General features: G+C 59.8%; 9 protein-coding genes and 1 tRNA gene. 2 read left to right on the forward strand and 8 right to left on the reverse strand.

Features of this window, described 5'->3' with window-relative positions:
• Positions 1-8: 8 nt before the first annotated feature.
• From HBN79_RS18765 to HBN79_RS18775, 3 genes are all read right to left on the reverse strand, one after another.
• A complete protein-coding gene (locus HBN79_RS18765; RefSeq protein WP_153379295.1) occupies positions 9-719 on the reverse strand; it encodes an aldolase/citrate lyase family protein in 711 nt (236 codons plus the stop codon).
• A 301-nt stretch (positions 720-1,020) separates the two neighbouring features.
• Positions 1,021-1,096 (reverse strand) — tRNA-Asn (locus tag HBN79_RS18770).
• A gap of 65 nt (positions 1,097-1,161) precedes the next feature.
• Positions 1,162-2,358, reverse strand: coding sequence for an amino acid aminotransferase (locus HBN79_RS18775; protein ID WP_095023547.1), 1,197 nt, complete (start codon positions 2,356-2,358; stop codon positions 1,162-1,164).
• A gap of 323 nt (positions 2,359-2,681) precedes the next feature.
• On the opposite strand from HBN79_RS18775, the gene uvrB reads away from it, so the two are divergent.
• Positions 2,682-4,697, forward strand: coding sequence for an excinuclease ABC subunit UvrB (uvrB, locus tag HBN79_RS18780; protein ID WP_095000466.1), 2,016 nt, complete (start codon positions 2,682-2,684; stop codon positions 4,695-4,697).
• A 113-nt stretch (positions 4,698-4,810) separates the two neighbouring features.
• On the opposite strand, the gene HBN79_RS18785 is transcribed toward uvrB, so the two are convergent.
• The gene (locus HBN79_RS18785) at positions 4,811-5,233 is read right to left on the reverse strand and encodes a RidA family protein (protein WP_095000467.1); all 423 of its coding nucleotides are present in this window, start codon (positions 5,231-5,233) and stop codon (positions 4,811-4,813) included.
• A gap of 146 nt (positions 5,234-5,379) precedes the next feature.
• Here HBN79_RS18785 and HBN79_RS18790 point away from each other — a divergent pair, with 146 nt between their 5' ends.
• Positions 5,380-6,531 (forward strand): MFS transporter, encoded by a 1,152-nt coding sequence (locus HBN79_RS18790; protein WP_095000468.1) that lies wholly within the window; start codon positions 5,380-5,382, stop codon positions 6,529-6,531.
• Positions 6,532-6,645: 114 nt separating this feature from the next.
• Here HBN79_RS18790 and HBN79_RS18795 read toward each other — a convergent pair whose 3' ends face one another.
• From HBN79_RS18795 to HBN79_RS18810, 4 genes are all read right to left on the reverse strand, one after another.
• Positions 6,646-8,994 carry a TonB-dependent receptor gene (locus HBN79_RS18795; RefSeq protein ID WP_262372671.1) on the reverse strand — a complete coding sequence of 783 codons (2,349 nt, stop codon included), beginning with the start codon at positions 8,992-8,994 and terminating at the stop codon, positions 6,646-6,648.
• Between the two features lie 228 nt (positions 8,995-9,222).
• A complete protein-coding gene (locus tag HBN79_RS18800; protein ID WP_095018074.1) occupies positions 9,223-10,200 on the reverse strand; it encodes a FecR family protein in 978 nt (325 codons plus the stop codon).
• A 23-nt stretch (positions 10,201-10,223) separates the two neighbouring features.
• Complete coding sequence (locus tag HBN79_RS18805; protein WP_169917017.1) at positions 10,224-10,718, reverse strand: sigma-70 family RNA polymerase sigma factor; 495 nt, start codon at positions 10,716-10,718, stop codon at positions 10,224-10,226.
• Between the two features lie 84 nt (positions 10,719-10,802).
• Positions 10,803-12,122: an MFS transporter gene (locus HBN79_RS18810; RefSeq protein WP_169917018.1), complete on the reverse strand. Its 1,320-nt coding sequence runs from the start codon at positions 12,120-12,122 to the stop codon at positions 10,803-10,805.
• Between the last annotated feature and the right edge of the window lie 109 nt (positions 12,123-12,231).

The following is a 12,231-nucleotide window of genomic DNA, read 5'->3' on the forward strand; positions in this document are numbered from 1 at the left end:
TCGACTCATTATTGCTGTTGGAGAGAATGCAGGCGGGCTTTGAGTGCGTTATGCAGCAAGCCACGGTCTTCACCGGCCAGAAAACTGCGCACGCCGCGGGCGCGCCATAGCGCGTTCTGTTCGACGGTGCGGGGGTTGGCGCAAAAAGCGACGCCGGCGCCAAGACAGGCGTCGGCCATGCCTTGCAGGGTTTGCCAGACCCGAGGATTGAGAGGATCAGGCCCCAGGCCGAGATCGAGGGCCAGGTCCAGGGCGCCTTCCATGATCATGCCGACCCCGTCCAGTTGCAGGATGTCGCCCAGCGCGTCAACACCGGCGCGGCTTTCGATCATGGGAATGATGGGGGTCTGGCGGTTGGCCAGATCGATGTATTCGGGCAGTGGCAGGCGACCGAAGCCGGTGATGCGCCCACCGGTCATGCCGCGCTTGCCCAGGGGCGGAAAAAAGGCCGCCTCAATGGCGCGCTGAACCTGTACGGCGCTTTCGGTGCGTGACAGCACGATGGTTTCGATACCGGCGTCCAGCGCCCTGCCGATCAATTTCTCGTCCACTTGCGCCATGCGCAGCCAGGGCGAAATACCTGCGGCCTCACATGCCCGAACGCAATGCATGATGTCTTCTTCGGAGCGCAGCAAGTGCTCCAGATCAAGAATTACAAAGTCGTAGCCGGCAAACGCGAGCATCTCGCAAAGCATGGGTGAAGGCAGGGAATTGAGCATGCCGTAAACAACTTTCCCGTCTTGTAGCCGGGAAAAAACCGGAGAAGTTTTTATCACTGACACAGGTCCTTTTAGCGAGGCATCACTGGTGCCAATAATAATCATTCTCAGATATAGGTAAACGATTTTTATTATCGAATAGCGATATTCGTGACGAACATCTTAAAAAAAACGTTTCAGGTTGTAGGAAAATGGCCATAAGCCATTGTTTTGCTGAGGTCCTGGTCCAGGAGGGAGAATCTGGACCTTGCCAAATTTCAGGCAAAAAAAAGCCGCTATCGCTAGCGGCTTTTTTACTATCTGGCTCCACGACCTGGACTCGAACCAGGGACCCAATGATTAACAGTCATTTGCTCTACCAACTGAGCTATCGCGGAATGGCGTCTATCTTACTGATATAAAAAGAGAAGTCAACACTTTTGCTGACTTCTCCCTGCATTATTCAGATGACCTGAACAATGGCGTCGGTTACCGCCTCAATGTTGCGCTGGTTCAAAGAAGCCACGCAGATTCGGCCGGTATCAAGGGCATAAATACCGAATTCGGTACGCAGACGCGTTACTTGTTCAACGGTCAGACCGGAGTACGAGAACATGCCACGCTGACGTGCAACAAAGCTGAAGTCATGCCCAGGAGCCTTTTTCGACAGCAGCTCAACCATTTGCAGACGCATGCCACGAATGCGCAGACGCATTTCTGCCAGCTCGTCTTCCCACATCGCACGCAGCTCAGGGCTGTTAAGCACGGCTGCAGCAATGGTTGCACCGTGAGTCGGCGGGTTGGAGTAGTTGGTACGGATCACGCGCTTGACCTGGGACAGCACACGGGCGCTCTCTTCCTTCGATTCGGTGATGATCGACAGTGCACCGACACGCTCGCCGTACAGAGAAAACGACTTGGAGAACGAGCTGGAAACAAAGAAGCTCAGGCCCGAGCCGGCGAACAGGCGTACTGCTGCTGCGTCTTCGTCGATGCCGTCGCCAAAGCCCTGGTAGGCCATGTCCAGGAACGGGATCAGGCCTTTGGCCTTGACCACGTCCAGCACGTTCTGCCAGTCGGCCGGGGTCAGGTCGACACCGGTCGGGTTGTGGCAGCAAGCGTGCAGCACAACAATGGAGCCGGCGGGCAAGGCATTCAGATCTTCGAGCATGCCGGAACGGTTGACGTCATGGCTGGCGGCGTCGTAGTAACGGTAGTTCTGCACCGGAAAACCGGCGGCTTCAAACAGTGCACGGTGGTTTTCCCAGCTTGGATCGCTGATCGCGACTACTGCGCCTGGCTGCAGTTGCTTAAGGAAGTCAGCACCGATTTTCAGCGCGCCCGTACCGCCAACGGCTTGAGTGGTGATCACCCGGCCAGCTGCCAGCAACGGCGACTCGGCACCGAACAACAGCTTTTGCACGGCCTGGTCGTAGGCGGCAATACCATCGATCGGCAAATAACCGCGCGACGCGTGCTGGGCAACCCGGATCGTTTCGGCTTCGACAACGGCACGCAAGAGCGGAATTCGTCCCTCTTCGTTGCAGTAAACACCAACCCCCAGGTTCACTTTGCTGGTACGGGTATCGGCGTTGAATGCTTCGTTGAGGCCCAGGATAGGATCGCGTGGTGCCATTTCGACAGCGGAGAACAGGCTCATTATTACGGCGGCTCTGAATGGGGAATGGAGGGGGTGACAACGCTCCAGCCGATTGCACTAGAGCGGTGCACAAACGGGGAGCAAGTATAAGCCCGATCAGGATTCGGGCAACAGCCTATTGCCGGTTTTACCCAAGTATTTGAGTTTATTTTCAGGCCACTGGTCTAATTGCAATCTTTGCCGATATGCCCGTATCAGAGCTGTACCTTGAAACAGTCGGACATGACCTCCATATTTAGCCGTATCCTGTTTTTTCCTGCGGCCTGAGTCGCATGCACTTATAAAGGCTACTGCTTTTATAGAAGCAAACCCTGAGGTCCTTCATGCCCGATTTTCAGCTTGTTACCCGCTTCAAGCCCGCAGGCGATCAACCCGAAGCCATTCGCCAGATGATTGAAGGCATCGAAGCCGGCCTGTCGCACCAGACCCTGCTCGGGGTAACCGGTTCGGGCAAGACGTTCAGCATTGCCAACGTGATCGCCCATGTGAACCGCCCCACCCTGGTGCTGGCGCCCAATAAAACCCTGGCTGCCCAGCTGTACGGCGAGTTCAAGTCATTCTTCCCGAACAACGCGGTGGAGTACTTCGTCTCGTACTATGACTACTACCAGCCCGAAGCGTACGTGCCCTCCTCCGATACCTTTATCGAGAAGGATGCCTCGATCAACGACCATATCGAGCAGATGCGCCTGTCCGCAACCAAGGCCCTGCTGGAGCGCAAGGACGCGATCATCGTTACCACGGTGTCGTGCATTTATGGCCTGGGCAGCCCCGAGACCTATCTGAAGATGGTGTTGCACGTCGACCGTGGCGATAAGCTCGACCAGCGCGAGTTGCTGCGCCGCCTGGCCGATCTGCAATACACCCGCAACGATATGGACTTTGCCCGCGCCACCTTCCGCGTGCGCGGCGATGTGATCGACATCTATCCTGCCGAATCGGATCTGGAGGCGGTGCGCATCGAACTGTTCGATGATGAAGTCGAAAGCATCAGTGCCTTTGACCCGCTGACCGGCGAAGTCATCCGCAAGATGCCGCGCTTTACCTTCTACCCCAAGAGCCACTATGTGACACCGCGCGAAACCCTGCTCGACGCCGTGGAAGGGATCAAGGAAGAACTCAAGGAGCGGCTCGAATACCTGCGGGCCAACAACAAGCTGGTCGAGGCCCAGCGCCTGGAACAGCGCACCCGCTTCGATCTGGAAATGATCATGGAGCTGGGTTACTGCAACGGCATCGAAAACTACTCGCGCTACCTTTCGGGCCGCGAGTCCGGGGCCCCGCCACCGACCCTGTTCGACTACCTGCCGGCCGACGCGCTGCTGGTGATCGACGAGTCTCACGTCAGCGTGCCGCAAGTGGGCGCCATGTACAAAGGCGACCGTTCGCGTAAAGAGACCCTGGTGGAATATGGCTTCCGCCTGCCCTCGGCACTGGACAACCGGCCGATGCGTTTTGACGAATGGGAACGCATCAGCCCGCAGACCATTTTTGTTTCCGCCACCCCTGGCAACTACGAAGCCGAACATTCGGGCCGCGTGGTCGAGCAGGTGGTGCGCCCCACCGGCCTGGTCGATCCGCAGATCGAAGTGCGTCCGGCCCTCACCCAGGTCGACGATTTGCTCTCCGAGATTGCCAAGCGCGTGGCGCTGGAAGAGCGTGTGCTGGTCACCACCCTGACCAAACGCATGTCCGAAGACCTCACCGATTACCTGGCCGACCATGGCGTGCGGGTACGCTATCTGCACTCGGATATCGACACCGTGGAGCGCGTCGAAATCATCCGCGATCTGCGCCTGGGCGTATTTGACGTGCTGGTGGGGATCAACCTGCTGCGTGAAGGGCTGGACATGCCCGAGGTGTCGCTGGTGGCGATCCTGGACGCCGACAAGGAGGGCTTCCTGCGCTCCGAACGCTCGTTGATCCAGACCATTGGCCGGGCGGCGCGTAACCTCAATGGCCGGGCGATTCTGTACGCTGATCGCATCACCGGCTCGATGGAACGCGCCATTGGCGAGACCGAACGCCGGCGCGAGAAACAGATCGCTTTCAACCTCGCCAACGGCATTACGCCCAAAGGCGTGTTCAAGGATGTCGCGGATATCATGGAGGGTGCGGTGGTGCCGGGTTCGCGCAGCAAAAAGCGCAAAGGCATGGCCAAGGCCGCGGAAGAAAACGCCAAGTACGAGAACGAGCTGCGCTCGCCCAGCGAGATCAGCAAGCGCATTCGCCAACTGGAAGAAAAAATGTACGCCCTGGCCCGCGATCTCGAGTTCGAGGCGGCAGCGCAAATGCGCGACGAAATCGGCAAACTGCGCGAGCGGTTATTGCAGGTTTAACGCCCCACATTGTCCCTGTGGGAGCGGGCTTGCTCGCGATTGGATCGATGCGGTGTATCAGGTAAACCGCGCCGTTTCTATCGCGAGCAAGCCCGCTCCCACAGGGCAATCTCTCAGACGGCTACCGCCGCTACCGCCTCGACCTCAAATAACATCTCATCCAGCGCCAGACGCGGCACCGGGATCAAGGTGCAGGCCGGGGCCGGCAGCTCCCCCCATACCCGCTTCACTTCGGCGCCCAGAATCTGCAAGCGCTCCAGGCTGTGATCCACGATCAATACGGTGATCTTGGCCACGTCCTTGATCTGCGCATCGGCCGCTGCCAGGGCGATCTGCAGGTTGGCAAAGGCCTGGCGCACCTGCTCGGCGAAGTCCGTCGACAGCTCACTGTCGGCGTTCTCGCCGCCCTGGCCGGCGGTGTACACCAGCCGCACATTCGCGGCCACACGGGCAACATGGGAGTAACCGTTGGGCGCAGGGTCATACAGCCCGGCGGGGTTGAGCAATAGCACTGCGGAGTCAGAATTCTTGTCCATAAAATACGCACCAGTGGCAGTGGGATAAGCAAGCGCGCTATTCAACCACTCTCGCCAAGCCGTACGCCAGCGCCCTCGCGACACAGGCCGCAAATATGCAAGGATGTTACGCCGCAGCGCACCAAAGCCGTTTTCCAAGGATGACCATGACTGCCATCACCACCCAAATGCCCCTTGTGCCGGGGCGCCTCGAACAAATGTCGACCCGCATTGCCTTTTTCATCGCCGGTTTTGGCCTCGCCGCCTGGGCGCCACTGGTGCCCTACGCCAAAGCCCGTGCGGGACTGGACGAGGCCACTTTGGGCTTGTTATTGCTGTGCCTGGGCGCGGGCTCAATCCTGGCGATGCCCATTGCCGGCATCCTCGCCAGCCGTTATGGCTGCCGCCGGGTGCTGGTGGGCGGCACGCTGTTGATCTGCCTCGCGCTGCCACTGCTGGCGACGGTCAGTGCCATACCGCTACTGATCGCCACACTGTTCTTGTTTGGCGCTGGGCTCGGCGCCGTCGACTCCACCGTCAACTTGCAGGCCGTGATCGTCGAGCGTGCCAGCGGGCGCACCATGATGTCGGGTTTTCATGGGCTGTTCAGTGTCGGCGGAATTGCCGGTGCGGCCGGGGTCAGCGCCCTGCTGGCGCTGGGCCTGACGCCGCTGTGGGCGATTGTGGTGGTGATTGCATTGATCCTCGCAGCCCTGCTCAAGGCTGCTCCGCACCTGCTGCCTTATGGCAGCGAAAGCAACGGTCCGGCGTTTGCCGTGCCCCACGGCGTGGTGCTCTTTATCGGCTTGCTGTGCTTTACCGTGTTCCTGGCCGAAGGCGCAATGCTCGACTGGAGCGCCGTATTCCTGACCTCCGAGAAAGGCATTGGCGATGCCTATGCCGGGCTGGGTTATGCCGCGTTTGCCTTGACCATGACCGCGGGCCGACTGATGGGCGATACCATCGTCAAGCGTCTGGGTGCGCGGCTGGTGATTGTCCTGGGTGGGTTGTTTGCCGCCGCGGGCATGGCCCTGGCAACCCTGGCACCGAACTGGGAGTCAGCATTGCTCGGTTATGCGCTGGTGGGCGCAGGGTGTTCGAATATCGTGCCGGTGCTGTACACCGCCGTGGGCAAACAGACCGTAATGCCGGAGCATATCGCCGTGCCAGCCATTACCACCCTGGGGTATGCGGGGATTCTGGCAGGGCCTGCGGCCATCGGCTTTATCGCCCATGCCAGCAGCCTGGGCGCGGCCTTTTTGCTGATCACCGCCATGCTGATAGCCGTAGCCATCAGCGGGCGGATTTTGCGGGTTTAGAGCGAGCCCCTCACCCCAGCCCTCTCCCGGCGGTAGAGGGGGCCGATGGGTGGTGTTGCACAAATTTGCTTCTGCTTTTAGTCCCCTCTCCCTCCGGGTGAGGGGCATTTTGGCTTAAAAACCCACACTCGCCTGCACAAAGAACGTACGCGGCTCGCCCAGGTAAATCCCCGCGTTGTTGTCGCTGGAGCGGGTGTAGTACTCCTGGTTGAACAGGTTCTTGATCCCCGCTCCCACTTTCAGGTTTGACGCTTCAGGGCCGAAGTCGTAACCGACTCGGGTGCTCCAGGTCGCATACCCAGGAATATCGCCGTACTGGCCATCCGGGGTCGGATCAGTGATGTACACCCCGCCAGTGCCCGGCGCGTGCTGCTGGGACTGGGCAAACATGTCCAGGTTGTAGGTCCAGCGGTTGACCACGTAACGCGCCCCGAGGTTGACCACCTGGCGCGAATACAGCGGCAGATCACGCCCTTTGAAGTTCGGGATGTCACCCTCGGACGTCGCCTTGGTGTAGGTAAAGCCCGCATTGACCGACAGGCCGTCAAGGCGTGCGTCCAGTGCCGACATATCGTAGTGAACCGAGGTCTCGATACCCTGGTGCCTGGTCGCGCCCAGGTTGGTCCAGCCCACATCGTTGCTCACATATTGCAGCTCGTCGGCAAAGTCGATGTAGAACAGCGTCACTTCACCGCCCCACACACCATTGTCGTAACGCGTACCCAGCTCATAGGTCTTGGCCTTTTCAGGACGCAAACCCGCTGCGGTCGCATCGCCGACACCGCCCTGGCCCAGCTGGAAGTACTGCAGGCTGCCGAACGAGGTCTCGTAGTTGGCAAACAGTTTCCACGCGTCCGACAGGTGATACATCACGCTCAGGGCCGGCAGTGCTTCGCTGCTGTCGATGCTGCGGTTTTTTTCCTGCACTGGTTTGCCGTTATTGCCCAGTACCGGGCGGTCGTGCCTGTTGGTGCTGATCCGCTCAAAGCGGATACCCGGGGTGACCGTCCAGTTACCCACATCGATCTTGTCATCGATATAGAACGCGTTGGCCTCGGTGCCACCTGTGCGATCCTGATACACATGACCGTCTGCCCCGGGCCCCGGCACAGGCACGTTATTGACCAGGTACACCTGGCTGGCCTCTTCATGCATCGCCTCTTTGAGGTAGCGATAGCCCAGCCCCACTTCCTGCGTGACCGGCCCCAGGGTGAACACATGGGACACCCGCGGCTCGATACCGAAGGTGTGGTAACTGCGCGGATACGAAGCCAGGGTTTGCAGATTGCGGGCTGCAATGTTGCTGCCACGGAAGCTGTCGGTGTAATAGGTCAGGACTTCAAACTGGGTCTGGTCGTCGATCTGACGCAGGTACTTGAAGGACACATCCTTGCGTCGCCCGGTAAAGTTGTCGTAGTCACGCAGCGACTGGTACGGGTCAGCGTCAAACTGCTTTTGGGTCAGGCCACCGGGCATGTCCGCGGTGGCGTCGTAGTAGTGGAAATTGAGGGTGAAATCATCCTGGTCGGTGGGTGCCCAGTGGGTCTTGAGCAAGACGTCATCGATATCGTTGTCGTTGTTGCGCGCGCGATAGCCATCACCCTTGACTCCGGAATACAGCAATGCAGCACCGATACCGTTGTCCGCCGTGCCGCCGAGAAATACCGATTCAATATGTTTCCAGCCACCACGCTCGGAGGTTTCCAGGGTTGTACCGACCTCGCCCTGGAAGGTCTCGGGAATGGCCCGGGTCACAAAGTTGATCACTCCGCCCACGTTTTGCGGCCCGTAGCGTACAGAGCCGGCACCGCGTACCACGTCGATGCTGTCCAGGTTGCCCGATGAAATCGGTGCCATCGACAATTGTGGCTGGCCGTAGGGCGCAAACGCTGCCGGAACACCGTCAATCAGGACGGTGGAGCGCGGCGACAGACGCGACGTCAAACCCCGCACCCCCACGTTCAGCGAGATATCACTGCCGCCCGTGCCGTTGGACTCCTGCACCTGAACACCCGGGATACGCTTGAGGGCATCACTGACGTTCATCGTGCCCTGCTCGACCATCGCTTCGCGACGCACCACTGTCCGCGCCCCCGGGTGGTTCTGCACCACCGCGTCATTGGCATCGCTCAGCCAGTTGCCGACCACCTTTACATCCACCGGCCCCAGTTCCAGCGGCCCGGACGCTGGCGCAGCAGCACTGACCGTGGGCGCCGCACGCAGGGTTACAGCATCACCGTCAAGCTCGTAGCTCAAGCCACTGTCCTGCACCAGTCGGGCCAGCGCCTGTTCTGGCGACAGGTTGCCATTCACCGCCGGAGCCTGCTTGCCAGCCACCAGCTGCGGGCTGAAAAACACTTGCAATGCCGTTTGCTGCGCCAGTTGGCTCAGGGCCGAGCCCAGGGGCTGAGATTGAATATGGATCACAGCCGGCGCAGATTCGCCAGCAAAAGCACAGGGCATTGCCGCGCTCACCGCCAGGGCCAACGCCAGCGGTAGCAGGCGCGTCCGGGCGACAGAAGATGGAATGCTCAGGGGTGTTTCAAGCGAGGATAGTCGCCCACGAAGATTGTTGTTTTTCACGTCGAGTCTTGCCCTATGGATCGCACTTGAGTGCAACTGTTAATACAAACCAGTTGCAGTTGATCAAGAAGACGAAGAACTCGAAAAAAACCTGAATCCCCAGCGCAATTATTTTCTGGCAATGATCTCCTGGCTGCCATCTGCGCGGGTTTTGATAGCCACCGGCAGGATCTGCGGCAACGCCTTGAGCAGGGCATCGGTGTCATCGGTTTTGAATACGCTGGAAAGCCGCATTTGCGCCAGCGCTGGGGTGCTGACGTGCAGCGGCTTGTCGCGATAGCGCGAGACCTCGGCGGCCACCTCGCCCAGACTGGCATCTTCAAATACCAGTTGCCCCTTGCGCCAGGCCGTCAGCGCCCCGGTATTAACTGCCTGCGCGGCCGCTACATGGCCCCGGGCATCGACCACGGTACCCAACCCGGCAGTCAGGTTGACCTGTGCATCCGGATTGCCTCCCTGGACCCGCACATGCCCTGATTCCACCGCAACCCGCGTCTGCTCGGCTTCGCGCAGCACATCAAAACGGGTACCGGTCACCGTTACCCTGCCGGCCCCGGCCTGCACCACAAATGGCCGCTCCGGATCATGGGCCACACTGAACATGGCTTCGCCCTGCTCCAGTTCAACATTGCGCTGCTCACGCGCAAAGCTGACGCGCACACGGCTGCGACCATTGAGTTCAATGCTCGAGCCATCAGGCAAATCAAGGGTGCGGTGCTCTCCCAACACCGTGGCAAATTCGGCGTGATAACCCGCCGACGACTGCAGTTGCATCCATACACCCGCCCCCGCCGCCACGGCCACAATACCTGCGGCCAGCCCGCAAGCCAGTAACGAAAGGCGTGTCGGTTTCGCCACCGGCACTTCACACAGCGCCCGCATGCGGGCCCGGGGCAAGAGATCGGCGGCTGACCACAGGCTGGCCAGCCACTGATACTCCGCCTCATGGCTGGCATGCTGCGTACGCCAGGCTTCAAACTCGGCCTGCTCGCACGCACCCAAGGTTTGTGCTTGCACGCGGGTAAACCAGGTGGCCGCCGCATCACGCACGTTGGCGCTGCCACAGGTACAGTCTCGTGTATCCATCCTGCAATCCTTTACCGATGTCATCACGGCGCCTCCACCCGTTCACGCAGATGGCGCAGGGTGCGGATCATATACTTTTCCACCATGTTCCTGGACAGCCCCAGGCGTTCGGCAATCTCGGCCTGGGTCAGGCCTTCGATTTTCTGCCAGACGAAAACCTTGCGACAATTGAGCGGCAGTTCCTGCAAAGCCCTTTCGACCGACTCAGCCAACTGGATAGCGCGCATATACTGCTCCGGATCGCCGGTTTGCGACGAACTTGGGGGAACGGCAGCCAGCTCCCTGGCGTCGCGTAACTCCTGGCGGCGAAAACCGTCCACCGCAATATTGCGTGCAGTCTGATGCAAATAGGCGCGTGGCTGCTCAACCGCATCCGGGTTGGATTCAAGCACGCGGACAAAGGTGTCATGGGCCAGGTCTTGCGCCTGCTGCCGATTGCGCAGGCGCCGGGTCCAGGTGCCGATCAACTCTTCGTAGTGTTCAAAGAAGCCCGTTCTGCGGGGCACTTTCTGAGTCATCGCACAGGACTGCACAGGTGGGGCGCGAATAGTAATGCTTCCTATTAGAGCCAGCAATCACCCGGATGACAGAAGGTCTTCGCACTACATTTCGGCCTTGGCCAGCAAACGCCTCTCAACCGCTGTAACACCGCTGAAACCGTAACGCCATGCAGTTGACAGGCCCACCAGCCCCATCAGCGCACAAAACCCCAGGCACACCCAGGGACTCCACGGCATCAGCGCGATCAGCAGCAACGGCGTGGTACTGGCCCAAAGCGCATAGGCGATATTATAGGTAAAGGAAATCCCCGAAACCCGGATCGGGGCCGGGAACAGTCCGACCATCACCGACGGCACTACCCCGACAATCCCGCAGGTCAAGCCGGCGAACGCATAGGCTAGGCCGGGCAAAACCCACTCCCCGACCAGGCTGGCATACAACACGCCAATGCCCAGCGGCAGCAGCAGACTGTACAGTGCGATGCTGCGCCATACGCCGATACGGTCAACGATCAACCCGGCCAGCACACAGCCTATATTCAAAAATACGATACCCAGGCTGCTCAACGCAAAGGTATGACTGGCAGTCATGCCGAAGCGCTGCTGCATCACGGTCGGCGTGATAACCACAAACACCACAACGGCACTGGTGAGCACGCAGGTCAGCAGCGCTGCCGGCAGCAATGAAGCCCGGTGCTCGCGCAATACTGTGCGTAAGGGGAACTCGGCCCGGCCCTCTTTGCGTTCACGCAGGGCCAGAAACACCGGCGTTTCACTGAGCCAACGGCGCAACCACACGCCAATCACGCCGAACACGCCACCGAGCAGGAACGGAAAGCGCCAGGCGTAATCGAGGATTTCTGCCGGGGTAAACAGCTGTGCCAGCAGTGTGGCGGTCAAGGCCCCGATCAAGTAGCCAAAAGTCAGCCCGGCCTGCAAAAAACCAAGGGCAAAGCCGCGGCGACCGGCCGGCGCATGTTCGGCCACAAACACCCAGGCACTGGGCACTTCGCCACCGACCGCTGCGCCCTGCAGGATGCGCAGGGCCAGCAGGATCAGCGGGGCGAAGTAACCGATTTCGGAGTAAGTGGGCATGATGCCGATCAGCAGGCAGGGCAGCGCCATCATCAGGATGCTCAGGCTGAATACTCGTTTGCGCCCCAGGTGATCGGCAAAATGCGCCATCAGAATCCCGCCCAGCGGACGCGCCAGATAGCCGGTCACAAAAATCCCGAAGCTTTGCAGCAGACGCAGCCATTCGGGCATGTCCGGGGGAAAAAACAGCTGGCTGAGGGTCAGGGCAAAGAACACGAAAATGATAAAATCGTAGATCTCCAGCGCCCCGCCCAGGGCAGCAAGGCCCAGGGTTCTGTAGTCGGAACGGGAAAAACGCACCGTTGTGGCTTGGGTATCGGCAGACATAAATAGGCTCAATATGAACGGGGCACGCCTATATTGGCGTTTGCGGTCGAAGGCGCGAGCATAGCAAAACCTGTGGGCAATCACTCATTACCTGAGGGAGCTGGCTTGC

Origin of the sequence: Pseudomonas sp. WS 5051, assembly GCF_012985715.1 — a bacterium.
Classification (GTDB): Bacteria; Pseudomonadota; Gammaproteobacteria; order Pseudomonadales; family Pseudomonadaceae; genus Aquipseudomonas; species Aquipseudomonas bubulae.

Coding starts and splice junctions, on each gene's coding strand:
- HBN79_RS18765 (WP_153379295.1), bottom strand. CDS start 719: ATGCTCAATTCCCTGCCTTCACCCATGCTTTGCGAGATGCTCGCGTTT.
- HBN79_RS18775 (WP_095023547.1), bottom strand. CDS start 2,358: ATGAGCCTGTTCTCCGCTGTCGAAATGGCACCACGCGATCCTATCCTG.
- uvrB (WP_095000466.1), top strand. CDS start 2,682: ATGCCCGATTTTCAGCTTGTTACCCGCTTCAAGCCCGCAGGCGATCAA.
- HBN79_RS18785 (WP_095000467.1), bottom strand. CDS start 5,233: ATGGACAAGAATTCTGACTCCGCAGTGCTATTGCTCAACCCCGCCGGG.
- HBN79_RS18790 (WP_095000468.1), top strand. CDS start 5,380: ATGACTGCCATCACCACCCAAATGCCCCTTGTGCCGGGGCGCCTCGAA.
- HBN79_RS18795 (WP_262372671.1), bottom strand. CDS start 8,994: ATGCCCTGTGCTTTTGCTGGCGAATCTGCGCCGGCTGTGATCCATATT.
- HBN79_RS18800 (WP_095018074.1), bottom strand. CDS start 10,200: ATGGATACACGAGACTGTACCTGTGGCAGCGCCAACGTGCGTGATGCG.
- HBN79_RS18805 (WP_169917017.1), bottom strand. CDS start 10,718: ATGACTCAGAAAGTGCCCCGCAGAACGGGCTTCTTTGAACACTACGAA.
- HBN79_RS18810 (WP_169917018.1), bottom strand. CDS start 12,122: ATGTCTGCCGATACCCAAGCCACAACGGTGCGTTTTTCCCGTTCCGAC.